The following is a 16,169-nucleotide window of genomic DNA, read 5'->3' on the forward strand; positions in this document are numbered from 1 at the left end:
ATGTCATCAAGTAACGATTTTGATAAAAAAAAACCACATCAATCGATGTGGTCAGAATAAAAAACAATTAACGATATAGCCAATTGTAAAATCAGTTTCACCTGATAAGGAGAAAGTAAAGTCAGCCTTCAAAAGGAAATGTTATCTTGCTCAACGGGTTGATTGCTCAACCAGATAACGAGAGCAACTATAACGTGTCTCAGAATTCATTTATTGAAATAGATCAATTTTATGTTCTTTTCCTACTTTAAGATAAAATTTATCAATTGCGCTTAATTTAATCACCAAAGGCATATCTGTTACTAATAATTAACACAGCCCTTAAAAAACCTCGAGAAATAATGAACTTATCATCAATTTAATTCATTCAAGCACCAAATGTAGAGTATAAGCTCTAATAGTTGTTTCACTTTAATATTTACCATTAAAAATCAACACCTTAAAACACAAAGCAACACACTAAAATAGCACAAAAAGTAGAGCTTTAACTCTAGTTAATTATTTCAGGATGCTATTTACGCGCAAATCTCGACCAGATCACGAATTTTAATGTTTTTTTAGAAGTGGTCGGATTTGTCGTCTATGCTCTGATCGTTATTATCTCGGCATCGAGATTTCAGTCTCAACTAAAATTAATCTTTTCAGTCGTAGAATTGAAAGGAAATAACAGTATATGGAATATAATAATTATGAATAAGAAGCATTTGTTTAGCAAAACACTTCTAGCTGCAACCATTACTCTTGCAACGCAACAAGCTACTGCCGCTGGTTTCCAACTTAACGCTCAATCAGCAACTGGCCTAGGCCGCGCATTTGCTGGTGATGCTGTAATCGCTGATAACGCCTCAGTAATGTCACGTAACGCCGCTGCTATGGCTCTTTTTGATTCATCACAGTTTTCTGGCGGTGTTAACTACATCAAAACTGATATTGATGTAAGCGATGTAACATACAATGCCCAGCCTATTGATGGTGCAGACAATGGAAGTGGTACTCCTGTTCCTAATATTTATTATATTCACCGTTTAAATGACCAATGGGCATTTGGTGCGGGGATCTATTCTAACTTTGGCACATCAAACGATTTCGATGATAGCTTTGGTGGCTCTAAACTTTTTGCACCTACAGCCAAATTTTATGGCGGCACAACTGAAGTAAAAAGTGTTAACTTTGCTCTAACTGCTTCTTATCGTATTAATGAACAATTCAGTGTGGGTGCTGGTCTAGATATCGTTCATGGCAGCGGTAAGCTAAAACGTGAAACCGGTTTCAAAGTGCCCGCTCTAAGTAAAGCTCTTGATGTCGAAGCGGATGGTGTTGGTATTGGCTGGAACCTAGGAGCCGTTTATGAGCTTGATGAACGCAACCGTTTTGGCTTTGCTTACCACTACAGCCCGGAGATTGAAGCGAAAGGTGATATGTATATGCTTGACGCTAATCCTAAATCTGCAACATTTGACCAAAATGTAATTGATGGTCAAACTCTACTAATGCCACTTCCAAGCATGGCGGAATTCTCTGGTTACCACGAAATTAAAGACACTAAATTCGCTGTTCACTACTCTGTACAGTGGATTGGTTGGAGTGCATTTGATGAGTTAAACACTAAAGAAGGCGCAAACCTAAACTCTTATGAGTGGCAAGATGGCATGCATTATTCCATTGGTGGTACTTACTTCCTAAACGATGCATGGACTCTACGTGCGGGCTATATGTATGACACCGCAGCACAAGATAAGAAAACATCAATTTCAGTGCCTGACTCAGATCGTCAATGGTTATCAGCCGGTGCTAGCTACCATTTTGCGAAAAAACATACAATCGATGTTGGTTTCACTTATCTAATGGGTGAAGAAGTTGATGTAACTGAAGATAAATTAGGTACTCTAACAGCAACTACACAAGCAAATGCTATTCTTGCGGGTGTTCAATACAGCTACAGCTTCTAAGATTTATTCTTAAAAGTGTAAAACCAAAAGGTCAGCATACGCTGGCCTTTTTTGATCGTCATTTATACCAAAATAATATAATACAAACTAGAAACGATACGCTGTGCTAACTAGAACGCTTCGCTCTATAAGAGCAAACAACCCCCTCTAACTCCCCCTTCTATTTACTTTATCGATCTCAATAACTCATCAATCAAGGGGGAGAACCTTCTTTGATGCTGTTCGTTCAGCGATCACCCCTGAATCCTGCAAGCGAAGCGATCTGAACCCTGATCTTCCCACTCCTAGCCCCGACTTTTGCTAAAACTTCAGCGTACAAACATACCCTCAAATACCAATTCAAACCTACAGCTGTACGCTCAATTAACACATCCGACCAGATTAATACAGAAAATTTTGTTAAATTTGAAACTTTTTACAGAAAAAAGCCCTTAAAATACGAATAAATCAATTTTTAGTTTGAAGTTTTAACTCTAGAACGTATTATCCCCCCTTACTTACTACCACCAAATTCAGCGTACACTTGTACCAATATGGAATAAACAATGAACAATAATAAAAATCGCCTATCTCTCGCCATCGCACTTGGTCTATTAGGCTCAGTAGCAAGCACAAATTCTATGGCAGCAGGCTTCCAATTGGCAGAGTATTCAGCAACAGGTTTAGGCCGTGCATACGCAGGTGAAGCAGCAATGGCTGATGGCGCTGATACGCAATGGCGCAACATGGCAATGCTGACTTACTTAGAAGGTACGCAGATTTCGGTGGGTGCTATTTATGTTGATCCTAACGTTGATGTTAATGGATATGTTGATGGTTCTAAATCATTAACACAAAAAAGTGGGCATACGTCATCTGAAGACTTCGCACACAGCGCGGTGATCCCTAACTTTTATCTGTCACACCGTGTAAACGAAAAATTAGCTCTTGGTGTTGCGCTAGGCACTAACTACGGCATGGAAACCGAACTTGATAATAACTTTGCTGCAAGCCACTTTGGTAATACTGCAAGTATCATCACTAAAGAACTAAACCTAAACATTGCTTATCAAGTGATGCCACAACTAAGTGTTGGTGGTGGTGTTCGTTATGTGATGGGTGAGGGTCATTTTGGTGCAACAACCCCTCAAGATTTTACATTAAAGAAAATGCCAATCAAAAAAGGCACCACATTAAAATACATGGAAGGTACAGATGAAGCTTTAGGTTGGCAAGTAGGTACCGCTTGGCAAGTAAATGATTTTAACCGAATCGGTTTTACTTATAAGTCAGAAGTAAAATTAGAATTAGAAGGTCATGCTAAAGGTGTAGGCTTTATTCCAGTGAGCGCTCTAATTCCTGATTTAACCAAACAGGGGTCAATGGCTTTAACTATGCCTGCAACAGCTGAATTAGCAAGTTTCCACCAACTAACCGATACGGTTGCTATTCATGCAAGCGTTAACTGGACCGATTGGAGCAGCTTTGAAAAACTAGAAGCCGATTTCCATGACGGTAAAACACCAACAATGGTTAAAGAGGAACACTGGGAAGATAACTACCGCATCGCGCTAGGCGGTACTTACCAGTTAAACCAAAAGGTCACCTTACGTTCTGGTATTGCTTATGACACCTCAGCGGTTAGCGATAAAAACCGTACTATCACGATTCCTGAGACTGATCGTACTTGGTTAAGTATTGGTGCGGGCTATGAGTGGTCACAAAATCTATCACTAGATGCTGGTTTCACTTATATCATTGCTAAAGATGCACCTATTACAGAATCTCGTGGCTATGGATCAGATAATGAAGCACAAGGTATTGCAGGTTCTTTCAATGGCGAAACAACTGGTAGCATATGGCTACTAGGTGTTCAAGCGAACTACCGTTTCTAATCCACACAGATTAAATAGATAGACATTGCATTAGGCCTCTTTATTGAGGCCTTTTTTTTTCGAGCCGCTTTAAACTGCCGATTACTCATCTATCTCATCGAGATAATCGTCAATATCACTTTCTGCTTTTAAATCGACTTCTGGTTCAACTTCTGCTTTAAAGTCTTGGCGTTGTAAATACACATCACGCGTTAATAGATATGGATCAGGCGAGGCTTCTAAGAGTGGCTCTTGTGAGATCAACTGAACACGAGACTCCATTCCCTCTAAACCCCATTTCCCAAGACCTTGCCAGAAATTTAAGTAAGAAAGAGGCATATAAAAACCATCAACAAAATCCCCGGCTTCACGCAATGTCCAAGGACCATAACCCGGTAACATAAAGTACGGTCCATTCCCAACACCATAATGACCAAGCGCATCACCAAACGATTTACTGTCTGGTTTATTAATATCTGCAGCACTGGCTATATCAATTAAGCCAACTAAACCAAGCGTGGTGTTTAACCAGAATCGATTCAAATGCACCATGGCAACGCTGCCATTCCCCATGAGTAAATTGTTAATCATGCTTGATGGCTCATTTAAATTGGCTAGAAAATTAGCTATCCCCATGCGAACTGGGGTCGGGGTATAGTCAACATAAGTAACAGAAACAGGACGCACTAAATAGGGGTCTAAAATGTCATAATTTAGATCCCACATGACGCGATTAAACCCCTCTAGCGGATCACCACCATGAGAGTCATCGTACTCTACCTCTACGACTTCTGTTGTTTCTACTTCATTATTATCTTGTTCTGGGGTTTGAGAACACCCAACAATTAAAAATAATAACGAAAAAGATATCCCTATTCTTTTAAACACAATACACCTTCGCCTATCTCTCTTTATTAATATTATAGTTTATTCCAAAAAAAACGGGCAGAAGCTCAATGCTTCTGCCCGTCGTAGTATGACAGCAGTTAAGAGATATTAGTATTGCTTATCAATCTCAAACGATACCTTTTTACCCAATGTACTAACGGTACTTTCGCCATACCAATCGCCGTCTTTAGTCGATACGTTACCATCTTGATCGATACGAGCACGAACAATAAAGTTTGGCATATCAGTCAGTTTACTCTGCTCTATCATGTTGTTTTCATCAGACATCATAATTTTCAGCGGGAAACGACTAAGTGGTACACGAACTGCCGCAATTGGCATTGGTGAACCGTCAGCTGGGTGGATAGATACAATCACAACACCTTGTGATGGTAAAGTTACATTGCTGCCTAGGCTAAGTGTAATCGGAACTTGCTTATCTAGATTAGCTTCAGGGTTAATCTTTGATTGAGCACGTTCAATACTACGAGTTAACATTTCATAGCGAGAGTCATCAGGGCCAATCAGCATTTGCATTGCTTTCCATGCTGATACCGCACCTTTATAATCTTGACGTTCAAACGAGCTGAACGCTAATAACGATAAGGCACGTAAGTTAGTTGAGTCACTACGAAGTACTTGCTTAAGCATTTTCTTCGCTTGGTCAGCTTTTGCATCATCACCCGAAAGCATTAGCGCTTGAGCGTAACCCAATTTAATCTCAACATTTGTTGGCTCTAGTGCGTACGCTTTCTTCATTGCACCTATCGACGTATCGATATCACGATTCGACATACCAATGCGACCTAATAGGAACCAACCCATCGCGTCTTTTGGTTCATGATGTAATTTAGTACGTAATGCCAATGTTAGGTCTTTCATTTCTGAATCACTAAGAGAAACACCTTCAGGATTCATCAATTGCTTAGATAGCTCAGGTAAGCGTGCACTTACTTCTTGCCACTTTTCAATTTTATCGATATTGCCGAACTTAAAGTACAGGCCATAAGAAATCATGATAAAGATAATGATAGAAGGCAGAATAAATAATCGTGCATTCAAGTTATCTTGCTCTGTTTTTTCTTTTGCTGGAATATCATCTAACAAAGATTGCTTTAGCTCTGTGATTAACTCATCTTGGTTGTTCACAAGACCTTCGGCGTCTTCTTCTTTCAATTCAGCTAAGCGATCTTTATAGAAGGCTTTATTCAATTCATCTCGGCGTGCTTCATCATCTTGCTCTTTTGCTTTCCATAAAGGAAGAATGATAAATGCCACGCCAACAAAAATTAGGGCTAAGGTCGAAATCCAAAACAAAGTCATTTGTTTACCTTCCCATCTTCATTTTTATTCTCATCTAATAGTGCGTTCAAACGTTCTTCATGTTCGTTATCCCACTCTTCTGAATTATCTTCTGCGACTACTTTTGATTTACGGCTACGAAGCACAATAAAGCCAAAACCAAACACAAGCACGCCTAATGGCCCTAACCATAGGATCAGCGTACCTGCCGTTAGTGCTGGATCGTACGTTACAAAGTTACCGTAACGATCAATCATGTAATCGACAATTTCTTGATCTGATTTACCTGCTTTGGTCATTTCATACACTTTATGGCGCATGTCTTGAGCAAGCTCAGCACTTGAATCAGCAATATTATTGTTCTGACACTTAGGGCAACGCAAGGTTTGGCCTAGTTCTTTAAATTGCTGCTCTTGTTCTGGTGAATCAAACTTATACAGATCTATCGTTGCGTAACTTGCTTGAACCGCAAAGAAACTCAATGCGATTGCCGCAAAGCTGCGAAGTCCCCATTTACGTAAGCGACTATTCATTATTTAGCCTCCGCAACAAGCTGTTCATACATTGGCTTTAATACTTCATTCCAATTACGATCATTGACATCACCAACGTGACGGTAGCGAACGATACCATTACTGTCGATTAAGAAGGTTTCAGGTGCGCCGTACACACCTAAATCCATGCCGAGCATGCCATCGCCATCAAACAGAGTAACCAAGTAAGGGTTACCAAGCTCTGTTAGCCATTGAATTGCCCCTGCACGATCATCTTTATAGTTCATACCAATAATCTTAACACCCTGATTTGCAAGGGTATTTAGGTATTGATGTTCAGCGTAACAGGTTGGACACCATGTCGCCCATACGTTTAGCAATAAAGGCTCACCTTTAAAGATGCTTTGATCGTACAGCTTGCCTTCTTGTGCTAAATCTTCTAGACGAAACTCTGGTACATGTTTACCAACCAATACTGACTCCAGTTTAGTTGGATCATCTCCATTTGAGTTACGTGTTAACTGAGTAGCGAACACGGCAACTAAAATTAAAAACAGAGCTAGTGGTGCAAATAAAAACTTCTTATTCATAGTTTAAGCTTCCTGTTTTTTATCTGTTTTACGGAAACGGTAGCGCTTATCAGATAATGCTAACATACCACCCAGCGCCATGAATAATGAACCTGCCCAGATCCAACGTACAAATGGTTTGTAGTAGATACGTACAGCCCATGAACGGTTGTCATCTAAACGCTCACCCATTGCGATGTATAAATCACGAGTAAAGCCACGATCAATCGCTGCTTCTGTCATCATCGAGCCCGCTGTCTCATAGAAACGTTTTTCAGCATGAAGTGTATTGACAGCTTTACCATCTAGTGTGATATCAAAATCAGCCGTGTAACCATCATAGTTAGGGCCATCTGTATCACGAACACCAGCAAAGTAGAACTGGTAACCGTTCATTTCAATGTGTTCACCTGGCGCTAAACGTACATCTTTTTCGATGCTGTAGTTTTGTACCATTGCAATACCAATGATAGTCACTGCAAGACCAATGTGCGCGAACATCATTGCCCAGTGGCTACGGCCAAGTTTAGTTAGGCCTACCGCAAAAGTATGGCGGTGAGTAGCACGCTCGTGCAATTCAAAGACGTGTAAGATCACGATCCAAAGAGACATCATCCAGCCAAGGTATGGCATAAATTGGAATCTATCTGCAAAGATAACCATAAAGATTGCAGCTAGTGGGATCGTAATCGCACCAGTAATCACCATGCGTTTTGCTAAGTGACTTACGTTGTCACGCTTCCAACGGATCAGAGGACCGATACCTAATAGGAAAGCAAATGGGATCATTAACCATGCAAACAGCATGTCAAAGAATGGCGCACCGATAGAAACCGAGCCCAAACCAAGTTGTTTATGTACTAACGGTAATAAGGTACCCACAAGAACAACAACTAAAGCTGTCATTAATAAAATGTTGTTAGCGAGTAGAGCATTTTCACGTGAGAACAGTGAGAAGTTACCACGAACTCGTACTGATGCGCCTCTTAGTGCAAACAGCAGTAATGAACCACCGATCACCATGACTAGGAAGCCAAGAATGAACATGCCTCGCGCAGGATCTGAAGCAAAGGCATGAACCGATACTAAGATGCCTGAACGAACTAGGAATGTGCCTAATAAGCTAAGTGAGAAGGCTAAAATTGCCAGTAATACAGTCCACGCTTTAAACGTACCGCGTTTCTCTGTTACCGCTAATGAGTGCATTAATGCGGTACCAGCAAGCCAAGGCATAAATGATGCGTTTTCTACTGGATCCCAGAACCACCAGCCACCCCAGCCAAGTTCATAATATGCCCACCATGAACCTAAAGAGATACCTACTGTTAGGAATGACCATGCTGCGATTGTCCAAGGACGAGACCAACGAGCCCAAGCCGTATCTAAACGACCTGCCATTAGTGATGCGATAGCGAAAGAGAACGCAACCGAGAAGCCAACATAACCCATGTATAGCATTGGTGGGTGAATGATTAGACCTGGATCTTGAAGAAGCGGGTTCAAATCACGACCATCAATAGGGAAGAATGGCAAAGTACGTAAGAATGGGTTTGACGTTAGAATAATGAAAAGTAGGAAACCAACGTTAATCCACCCCATTACGGCTAATACTCGTGCAATCGACTCTTGTGGCATACCACGACTGAAGGTTGCTACGGCAACGGTCCAACCGGCTTGGATAAGAACCCAAAGCAATAAAGAGCCTTCGTGAGCCCCCCAAACGGCGGTTAAACGGTAATACCAAGGAAGTAAGCTATTTGAGTTACTTGCTACATATTGCAGAGTGAAATCGTTAATGTAGAAAGCCCACATTAAGATCCCAAATGATAAGCCAAGGAGTAAGAACATTCCCCATGACAATGGTCTTGCACTTTGCATTAATGCTTTATTACCACGGCTCACACCATATATTGGTAATATACTCAATAGGATTGAAAGCCCTAGAGAAGCAATTAAGGCAAAATGACCGAGTTCTGCGATCATTGACCTGTTCCTTGTTTTTGTTGTTCTGTGTATTGAAGTGGTTCATGAGTCTTTTTCATTGCTTCTGCAACTTCTGGTGGCATGTACTCTTCATCATGCTTTGCCAGTACTTCATGAGCCTTAACTGTGGTTGCATCGACAAGAACACCTTGCGCTACAATACCTTGGCCTTCACGGAATAAATCAGGAAGAATGCCATTATAAGTAACCGTAACTTCTGGACCAACATCAGCAACTTTAAATGAAACTTCTAAAGATTCGCTGTCACGCTTTACTGTACCTGCGACAACCATACCACCAATACGAAGACGTTGACCAACCTCTGGTTTAGTGCCATCAGGTTTACCGTTAACCAGTTCTGTTGGGGTATAGAATAAATCCATATTTTGATTCAATGCATAAATCATTAAACCAACGGTTGCACTGACCCCAAAGAATAGAGCAAGGATCAATCCTAGGCGCTTTTTACGTCTTGGATTCATAATGTGTTCTCCATAGTTTTTGCTTTTTTAATTCGTTCTTCTCGTGCCATTTTTTGTTCAATCTCTTTTAGCAATTGACGACGTTTGCCTAAGCTAGAGAATAAAATCCAAAATAAGGAGAGAAAAGTGGCGCCAAAGGCACCCCATACATAAACGGCATAGCCGCCCATAGCTAAAAAATCACTGAAAGTTTCAAAATGCATTACAATAATTCCCTTCTCTCGTTATTTAGACGCGGTAGATTTTGGTTCTACTAACGCTCTAACCCAAGGACGGTGGCTCTCTTTTGCTAAAATTTCATTCCTAAAACGAATAAGAGTCACAGAACCAAAGAAAGTTGCAAAACCAATGATATTTAATAACAAAGGCCACAACATATCGGCAGAAATAGAAGGTTTATCAAACTTTGTGATACTTGCACCTTGATGAAGGGTATTCCACCACTCTACTGAGAAGTGAATAATTGGTAGGTTTATCACACCAACAATGGCAAGAATACCTGCGGCACGAGCTGCTGTACGCTGGTCATCAAATGCGTTATATAACGCCATGACTCCTAGATATAAGAAAAGAAGAATCAGTTCAGAGGTTAAACGAGCATCCCATACCCACCATGCGCCCCACATTGGTTTACCCCAAACGGCACCGGTTAATAAGGCAATGAATGTGAACACTGCGCCAACAGGAGCCATCGCTGCGGCTGCCATATCAGAAAGCTTTAACTGCCACACCAAACCAATAAATGCCGCTATCGCCATCGACATATAAGCGCCCATCGACAAAATAGCAGAAGGGACATGGATATAGATAATCCTAAAACTGTCTCCTTGCTGGTAATCAGAAGGGGCAAATGCAAGCCCCCAAATCGTACCAACAGTTAAACTGAGAATAGAGATCACCGCAAACCATGGCAGCAGTGTTGTACTTAATTGATACGCTTTTTCTGGTTTAGCGTAAGGATGTAGCCATTTCCACATTGGTTTATCTCACTTACTTAAATATTAAAATTATAATTACTGAACACTCACTCGCAGTGCCGAACTAATGGCAAATGGAGTCAATGTTGCGGAGCCCATTAAAAGAGCACCTAAAATCGCTAATTGGCCATTATAAGCCATACCTAAGCTTGCAGCATCAATTGCCGATGTCGCAAAAATTAGAACTGGAATATATAACGGAAGAATAAGAAGGCTCAATAACACGCCTCCTTTTTGAAGGCCAACCGTTAACGCTACCCCAACCGCACCAAGAAAGCTTAAGGTTGGTGTTCCTAGCAGCAATGTCAACACAATTGCTAACCATGTATTAAAATCTAATGATAATAGAACCGCTAATAACGGGCTAATAATAATCAATGGCAGACCGGTTAATAACCAATGCGCGACCACTTTCGCTAGAACAAGTACAGATAATGGACTTGGCATTAGCATCATCTGCTCTAGGGATCCGTCGGCAAAGTCATCTCTAAAAAGGCGCTCTAAAGACAATAACGCCGATAACAAAGCAGCAACCCAAACAATACCCGCAGCAATACGCGCCAGTAAATTTGGCTCAGGCCCGATACTTAATGGAAATAGTGTGATCACGATAATAAAAAACCAAAGCGGATTAAGAATATCAGCTTTACGACGAAACGCGATTAATAACTCACGTCGGATAATGGTTGTCATTGAAGCAAACATCTATTCACCTAACCTGATTTTTTTAAGCTCATTACTGTCAGTAAACAGATCCTGATGCGTTGTCAGTAAGACGATCCCACCTTGTTTGGCATGGCTCATAAACAACTGTTCAAGTACTTTAACACCTTGTTTATCAATCGCTGTTAACGGTTCATCTAATACCCATAACTTATGGTTACTCAACCAAAGGCGAGCCAAAGCAACTCGACGCTGTTGACCTGCAGATAATTGCCCTGCTGCAACATCTTCTCGTCCAGCTAACCCCACACGAGCTAATGCACCCCAAATGGCTTCTTCGTTATAATTGCTGTGCATCGATTGATAAAAGGCAAGATTTTCAAATGCCGTTAACTCACGTTTGACACCAGTATGATGACCTAAGAAAAGTAAATCGCTATGAAACTCTTCGCGATTTTTCTTTATCGATTCACCATTCCAATAAATATCACCTTCATCCGCATAACCTAACCCTGCAATAATACGCAGTAATGTGGTTTTACCTGCTCCATTCTGCCCTTCTATCTGAATTAACTCACCATCTGAGATAGTAAAACTCAATTGTTCAAATAAAACGCGTTCATCTCGAATACAGGTAACGTTACGAATTTCTAGCATAAGTATCTATTGTTGAAAAATATTAGGGGCATTCTAGCACAGCAAAAACAGGGAAGCTTAGATATAAAACAAATCTATTTAGATAGATAAGTAAATAAGTATGTCATTTAGTTTCAAATTCTTTAATCTTGAAATCGGCTAATAATTCATAGCGTTATAACAACAGATAGAATCTACCACCTTGTGGGTATTTCTGGTTTATTTTACCAAATTCTATAACGAAAAAAGCCCCTTATAAATAAGGAGCTTTAACATTCATTGGTTATGAGACACCGTTAGTCTTCGCCTTCAAAACGCAGTGGTGGAATCGAGCCTTTACCACCCGCAATTTTAGCCTGTAAAGACATCATTAACTCAGCTTCTGCTTTTGGCAGCTCACATTCTTCCATTAGCTCGTTAATGCCCGCCCCCAACTGAACTAACTTATTGGCTCTTGAATACAAACGACTGTCAGCATCTGTATTTTCAAGCTCGTTTAAGCGCTCATCAAAATGTTGATTCAATTGAGTAATGTCCGCAACTTTCTGTCCCATATTGATCGAGGCTGTACGAAATTCAACAAACTGCTTATTAAGCTTTTGTTGCTCTTCTTGAAGTTGTTGGTGCTGCTTTTGAGCGTGCGTTAATTGTGCTGCTAACTGTGTATTCTTGCGATTTAAGATAACAAAAATCACAAGAACTAAAATTACAGCAGCCGCTGCTAATAGCTCTGAGAGCTGAGTTAAAATATCAACCATTATAGGCTTGCCATGTCATCCCATTCGTCTTCAGACAAAAGTTTGTTAAGATCTACCAAGATAAGTAATTTGCCTTCACGGTTGCTAACGCCCTGAATAAACTTAGAGCTCTCGTCCGTGCCAACACTTGGCGTCGTATCAATTTCTGATGAACGTAAGTATACAACTTCAGCTACGCTATCTACAAGAATACCTATAACCTGACGCTCAGATTCTATAACGATAATACGTGTGTTATCTGTGATTTCACCTTGCATTAAGCCAAAGCGTGAACGAGTATCAATCACGGTTACGACATTACCACGAAGGTTGATAATCCCTAGAACGTAGTCTGGCGCGCCTGGTACTGGTGCAATTTCTGTATGACGTAATACTTCACGTACTTGCATTACATTGATGCCGTAAGTTTCTTCTTCTAACTGAAACGTTACCCACTGTAATACTTCATCATTCACTTGATCCTTACGGATCTCTACTTCATTAATCTGAGACATTCTATTTCCTCGTACTCTTTAGAGCTATTTTTACTCTATTCCCTTAATGTCCAGGCCGGCATTAAGCATCGTAATCATCGCCTCAACGTGAATTAAGGCACACATCTTCTCTTTTACCATTCCTGATAACCACGGTCGCTTTCCTGCGGTTTCTCGCCAACGAATTCGCTCGCTTGTAAGGGTTTCAGTTCCGGCTAACGCATTACACGCTAATCCCCATTTGCTTTCTCCAAGCATAACAAGGTATTGGTAATCTTCTTTATAACTGTCATCTTTAATGCTTTGTGGCATGACCCACTTTGCTGTATCCAAGGCATCTATTTTTGTATCACGGTTATTTTGTAAGCCAAGATACCAATCAGGACGACCAATTAGATGGTTTAATTCCGTTATCTGGTGAATACCGCCTAATTGTGCCAATGGAACCGCAAATGTCACGCCCATTACTTCAAAAAAGAGTACTTGAAATTCATCATCATGCTCTGAGTTTTCCCAATCTAATCCGCTTAACGGGGGGGGATTATCCGTTTGCGTTTCAAGTTGGATATCAGTCTCATCACTGGTCTCTTTTTCATTATTCGGTGTAATTTTTGAGCTATCAATATGCTGCTCAAATGGAGGCGTCACTGTTATTTTATCTGAGATATCCCACGCAGATAAGTCGGGCTCTTCTTCTGATTCTTCAGCAACTAACTCTTCAACAACCGTTTCTGTTTCAACCATTGTCTGAATAACGGGTTCAACTTCAACTTCAACTTCAACTTCAACTTCAACTTCAACTTCAACTTCAACAACAGCTTGCTCAGTTTCAATACGGTTTGATACTAAAGCATCAATTTCAATTTGAGCATCAAGTTGTGAGTTTTCTAGCTGACTCAATAAGCGCTGAACATCTTCTAATTGAGGCAGTTCAAACGGATAGTCATCAAGAACATCCGTTTTTGTTGAAAATTGTGGCTGATATTGTGGTTCTGGTGATGCCATTACCACTGACTCTGAATGCCAAGTAATTTCTGGCTCTGGCTCTGGCTCTGGCTCTGGCTCTGGCTCTGGCTCTGGCTCTGGCTCTGGCTCTGGCTCTGGCTCTGGCAGAACAGTATTTACTGTTTCTGAATCCAACTCAATGGTCTCTTCATCTAACAGTGATGAAAAGTAATCATCAAGTGCTTCTTCACTGGTAAATGTTTTAAAATCAGCCATTAAGCTAATCTCTCCAAATAATTTAATAATGTTTTATAAGCAAAAACACCACGACTATTTGGCGATACAAATGACGGCGGCATTCTTTTTAAACTGGCATCTCTAAACTTAGTATCAATAGGTACTGCGGATGCCCATACTTGCTCGGAATACATCGATTTCAGTTCCATTAATGACTGTAATGACGCATTAGTTCGCTTATCGTACATGGTAGGAATAATGGTAACACCAAACAAAGAAGGTTTATTTCTCTGCATGATATTCAGTGTTCTCATCATTCTCTCTAGCCCTTTCATTGCTAGAAACTCTGTCTGTACTGGGATCAAAATACGAGTGCTTGCCGCTAATGCATTAACCATCATTACTCCTAAAATAGGAGGGCAATCGATCAATACATAATCGTACTCATCTTCCAATGCTTTTAAAGCGCGTTTAAGTACTAATCCCATGCCGTTACGGTTACCCATTACGCGATCTAATGTTGCAAGAGACATATGTGCAGGGATAATGTCTAACCCTGGTATGTCACTTTTTAAAACAAACGGCATAACGCTTGTTTTATTGATCGTTGATAATTGGAATAACTCAAATAAACTACAAGGTAAATCATCTGAATCATAGCCTAAATACGTAGTTAACGAACCGTGAGGATCAGTATCGACCATAAGCACACGCTTACCACGCTGAGAAAGTAAACCAGCGAGGGTAATCGTTGTTGTTGTTTTACCAACACCACCTTTCTGGTTTGCTATGCTCCAGACAATCATTGCTATTTCCTACTTTAAACCCACTTCAACGAGCATTCTTTCTGCAACACGTTCAAGTGGTAAACTTTCTGATGATAAACCTGCTTTATCTATCGCTTGAGGCATACCATAAACAACACAACTTTGCTCATCTTGAGACCAAATAGTCGCACCTGCCGCTTTTAGCATTCGACAGCCTTCACGACCATCTGCACCCATTCCTGTTAGGATCATAGAAAGTACTTTATCGCCATACACCTTAGCAGCAGACCCAAAAGTAACATCTACGCAGGGCTTATAGTTCATGCGCTCACCGCCGTCTAAGATCTTCAAACGAGAAGCCCCTGGACGACCATCAACCATCATCTGTAAACCACCCGGAGCAAGATAAGCACAGCCAGGTTTAAGAACATCCCCATCTTGTGCTTCTTTCACTTGGATGTTACACAAGTTGTTTAATCGTGCTGCAAAGGCCGCTGTAAAGGTTGCAGGCATATGCTGAACCAAAATAATCGGATGCGGATAATTAGCAGGAATGGCGGTTAGTATCTTTTGTAACGCAACAGGACCTCCCGTTGAAGTCCCGATAGCGGTTAATTGATACTTTTTGCCTGTCGCTTTAAAACGCTGACCGACAGCAACTACTGGCACATTTTTGACTGGCGCTGCTGCTGTTAAAGTCGCAGAACGAGTCGTTGTTACTCGTGTTGTTGGTGCTATTGTTGCTGTCTGCGATGCCAATGAAGGACGGCGCATAAATGACTTTTTACGTGCAATTTCAGCAATACGTTTTTGTAATAAGCTGACTGCTTCGTCTCTATTACGTGCGATATCTTCAAATTTCTTAGGTAAGAAATCCAAAGCGCCAGCATCTAAAGCATCAAGTGTTGCCTTAGCACCATCATGAGTAAGAGAAGAAAACATCAAGGTCGGCGTTGGGCAGACCTTCATGATTTCTTTCACCGCAGAGATGCCATCCATTACCGGCATCTCAATATCCATGGTGATAACATCTGGCTTTAATAATTTCGCTTTTTCTACTGCTTCTTTGCCGTTAACCGCAACATCGATCACCTCAAGACGAGGATCGGCATTGATGATTTCACTAACTCTACGACGAAAAAAACTTGAATCATCAACAACTAATACTTTTATTGCCATGTTAATCCTTGTTC

Annotated in this window: 17 protein-coding genes; 2 read left to right on the forward strand and 15 right to left on the reverse strand. The window is 40.8% G+C overall.

The genetic code is table 11. The annotated features are described in order from the left end of the window. Nucleotides 1-689: 689 nt before the first annotated feature. Complete coding sequence (locus PVK62_RS06705) at nucleotides 690-1,949, forward strand: outer membrane protein transport protein (protein WP_274443524.1); 1,260 nt, start codon at nucleotides 690-692, stop codon at nucleotides 1,947-1,949. Between the two features lie 545 nt (nucleotides 1,950-2,494). Beyond that, nucleotides 2,495-3,823, forward strand: coding sequence for an outer membrane protein transport protein (locus tag PVK62_RS06710; protein ID WP_274443526.1), 1,329 nt, complete (start codon nucleotides 2,495-2,497; stop codon nucleotides 3,821-3,823). Between the two features lie 81 nt (nucleotides 3,824-3,904). On the opposite strand, the gene PVK62_RS06715 is transcribed toward PVK62_RS06710, so the two are convergent. The 15 genes from PVK62_RS06715 to PVK62_RS06785 all read right to left on the reverse strand — a co-directional run bounded on the left by PVK62_RS06715 (nucleotide 3,905) and on the right by PVK62_RS06785 (nucleotide 16,155). Next, nucleotides 3,905-4,690 (reverse strand): MlaA family lipoprotein, encoded by a 786-nt coding sequence (locus tag PVK62_RS06715; RefSeq protein ID WP_274443528.1) that lies wholly within the window; start codon nucleotides 4,688-4,690, stop codon nucleotides 3,905-3,907. A 108-nt stretch (nucleotides 4,691-4,798) separates the two neighbouring features. Then, nucleotides 4,799-6,013 (reverse strand): c-type cytochrome biogenesis protein CcmI, encoded by a 1,215-nt coding sequence (gene ccmI, locus PVK62_RS06720; RefSeq protein WP_274443529.1) that lies wholly within the window; start codon nucleotides 6,011-6,013, stop codon nucleotides 4,799-4,801. Beyond that, complete coding sequence (locus PVK62_RS06725) at nucleotides 6,010-6,525, reverse strand: cytochrome c-type biogenesis protein (RefSeq protein WP_274443531.1); 516 nt, start codon at nucleotides 6,523-6,525, stop codon at nucleotides 6,010-6,012. The genes ccmI and PVK62_RS06725 overlap by 4 nt, the downstream gene beginning before the upstream one ends. Beyond that, nucleotides 6,525-7,076, reverse strand: a complete 552-nt coding sequence (locus PVK62_RS06730; RefSeq protein WP_274443533.1) for a DsbE family thiol:disulfide interchange protein — start codon at nucleotides 7,074-7,076, stop codon at nucleotides 6,525-6,527. Before PVK62_RS06730 ends, PVK62_RS06725 begins: the two co-directional genes overlap by 1 nt. A gap of 3 nt (nucleotides 7,077-7,079) precedes the next feature. Then, the gene (locus PVK62_RS06735) at nucleotides 7,080-9,038 is read right to left on the reverse strand and encodes a heme lyase CcmF/NrfE family subunit (RefSeq protein ID WP_274443535.1); all 1,959 of its coding nucleotides are present in this window, start codon (nucleotides 9,036-9,038) and stop codon (nucleotides 7,080-7,082) included. After that, nucleotides 9,035-9,520 carry a cytochrome c maturation protein CcmE gene (gene ccmE / locus PVK62_RS06740; protein ID WP_274443537.1) on the reverse strand — a complete coding sequence of 162 codons (486 nt, stop codon included), beginning with the start codon at nucleotides 9,518-9,520 and terminating at the stop codon, nucleotides 9,035-9,037. The genes PVK62_RS06735 and ccmE overlap by 4 nt, the downstream gene beginning before the upstream one ends. Then, on the reverse strand, nucleotides 9,517-9,723 hold the full coding sequence (gene ccmD, locus PVK62_RS06745) for a heme exporter protein CcmD (RefSeq protein ID WP_130044165.1): 207 nt from the start codon (nucleotides 9,721-9,723) through the stop codon (nucleotides 9,517-9,519). Before ccmD ends, ccmE begins: the two co-directional genes overlap by 4 nt. A gap of 21 nt (nucleotides 9,724-9,744) precedes the next feature. Further along, nucleotides 9,745-10,497: a heme ABC transporter permease gene (locus PVK62_RS06750; RefSeq protein WP_274443538.1), complete on the reverse strand. Its 753-nt coding sequence runs from the start codon at nucleotides 10,495-10,497 to the stop codon at nucleotides 9,745-9,747. A gap of 36 nt (nucleotides 10,498-10,533) precedes the next feature. After that, on the reverse strand, nucleotides 10,534-11,202 hold the full coding sequence (gene ccmB / locus PVK62_RS06755; RefSeq protein WP_274443539.1) for a heme exporter protein CcmB: 669 nt from the start codon (nucleotides 11,200-11,202) through the stop codon (nucleotides 10,534-10,536). Then, the gene (gene ccmA / locus PVK62_RS06760; protein ID WP_274449352.1) at nucleotides 11,203-11,817 is read right to left on the reverse strand and encodes a cytochrome c biogenesis heme-transporting ATPase CcmA; all 615 of its coding nucleotides are present in this window, start codon (nucleotides 11,815-11,817) and stop codon (nucleotides 11,203-11,205) included. 275 nt (nucleotides 11,818-12,092) lie between these two features. Continuing rightward, nucleotides 12,093-12,554 carry a DUF2802 domain-containing protein gene (locus PVK62_RS06765; RefSeq protein WP_274443541.1) on the reverse strand — a complete coding sequence of 154 codons (462 nt, stop codon included), beginning with the start codon at nucleotides 12,552-12,554 and terminating at the stop codon, nucleotides 12,093-12,095. After that, complete coding sequence (locus tag PVK62_RS06770; protein WP_274443543.1) at nucleotides 12,554-13,048, reverse strand: chemotaxis protein CheW; 495 nt, start codon at nucleotides 13,046-13,048, stop codon at nucleotides 12,554-12,556. Before PVK62_RS06770 ends, PVK62_RS06765 begins: the two co-directional genes overlap by 1 nt. A gap of 30 nt (nucleotides 13,049-13,078) precedes the next feature. Beyond that, on the reverse strand, nucleotides 13,079-14,248 hold the full coding sequence (locus PVK62_RS06775) for a chemotaxis protein CheW (protein WP_274449353.1): 1,170 nt from the start codon (nucleotides 14,246-14,248) through the stop codon (nucleotides 13,079-13,081). Next, on the reverse strand, nucleotides 14,248-15,015 hold the full coding sequence (locus PVK62_RS06780; RefSeq protein ID WP_274443545.1) for a ParA family protein: 768 nt from the start codon (nucleotides 15,013-15,015) through the stop codon (nucleotides 14,248-14,250). Before PVK62_RS06780 ends, PVK62_RS06775 begins: the two co-directional genes overlap by 1 nt. Before the next feature lie 9 nt (nucleotides 15,016-15,024). Further along, on the reverse strand, nucleotides 15,025-16,155 hold the full coding sequence (locus tag PVK62_RS06785; protein WP_274443546.1) for a protein-glutamate methylesterase/protein-glutamine glutaminase: 1,131 nt from the start codon (nucleotides 16,153-16,155) through the stop codon (nucleotides 15,025-15,027). Nucleotides 16,156-16,169 lie beyond the last annotated feature (14 nt).

Origin of the sequence: Aliivibrio sp. S3MY1, from assembly GCF_028765575.1 — a bacterium.
Lineage (GTDB): Bacteria > Pseudomonadota > Gammaproteobacteria > Enterobacterales > Vibrionaceae > Aliivibrio.

What these genes read in the sequence shown, in the direction of transcription:
- PVK62_RS06705 (WP_274443524.1), top strand. Translation starts at nt 690, where the DNA reads ATGAATAAGAAGCATTTGTTTAGCAAAACACTTCTAGCTGCAACCATT.
- PVK62_RS06710 (WP_274443526.1), top strand. Translation starts at nt 2,495, where the DNA reads ATGAACAATAATAAAAATCGCCTATCTCTCGCCATCGCACTTGGTCTA.
- ccmI (WP_274443529.1), bottom strand. Translation starts at nt 6,013, where the DNA reads ATGACTTTGTTTTGGATTTCGACCTTAGCCCTAATTTTTGTTGGCGTG.
- PVK62_RS06725 (WP_274443531.1), bottom strand. Translation starts at nt 6,525, where the DNA reads ATGAATAGTCGCTTACGTAAATGGGGACTTCGCAGCTTTGCGGCAATC.
- PVK62_RS06730 (WP_274443533.1), bottom strand. Translation starts at nt 7,076, where the DNA reads ATGAATAAGAAGTTTTTATTTGCACCACTAGCTCTGTTTTTAATTTTA.
- PVK62_RS06735 (WP_274443535.1), bottom strand. Translation starts at nt 9,038, where the DNA reads ATGATCGCAGAACTCGGTCATTTTGCCTTAATTGCTTCTCTAGGGCTT.
- ccmE (WP_274443537.1), bottom strand. Translation starts at nt 9,520, where the DNA reads ATGAATCCAAGACGTAAAAAGCGCCTAGGATTGATCCTTGCTCTATTC.
- ccmD (WP_130044165.1), bottom strand. Translation starts at nt 9,723, where the DNA reads ATGCATTTTGAAACTTTCAGTGATTTTTTAGCTATGGGCGGCTATGCC.
- PVK62_RS06750 (WP_274443538.1), bottom strand. Translation starts at nt 10,497, where the DNA reads ATGTGGAAATGGCTACATCCTTACGCTAAACCAGAAAAAGCGTATCAA.
- ccmB (WP_274443539.1), bottom strand. Translation starts at nt 11,202, where the DNA reads ATGTTTGCTTCAATGACAACCATTATCCGACGTGAGTTATTAATCGCG.
- ccmA (WP_274449352.1), bottom strand. Translation starts at nt 11,817, where the DNA reads ATGCTAGAAATTCGTAACGTTACCTGTATTCGAGATGAACGCGTTTTA.
- PVK62_RS06765 (WP_274443541.1), bottom strand. Translation starts at nt 12,554, where the DNA reads ATGGTTGATATTTTAACTCAGCTCTCAGAGCTATTAGCAGCGGCTGCT.
- PVK62_RS06770 (WP_274443543.1), bottom strand. Translation starts at nt 13,048, where the DNA reads ATGTCTCAGATTAATGAAGTAGAGATCCGTAAGGATCAAGTGAATGAT.
- PVK62_RS06775 (WP_274449353.1), bottom strand. Translation starts at nt 14,248, where the DNA reads ATGGCTGATTTTAAAACATTTACCAGTGAAGAAGCACTTGATGATTAC.
- PVK62_RS06780 (WP_274443545.1), bottom strand. Translation starts at nt 15,015, where the DNA reads ATGATTGTCTGGAGCATAGCAAACCAGAAAGGTGGTGTTGGTAAAACA.
- PVK62_RS06785 (WP_274443546.1), bottom strand. Translation starts at nt 16,155, where the DNA reads ATGGCAATAAAAGTATTAGTTGTTGATGATTCAAGTTTTTTTCGTCGT.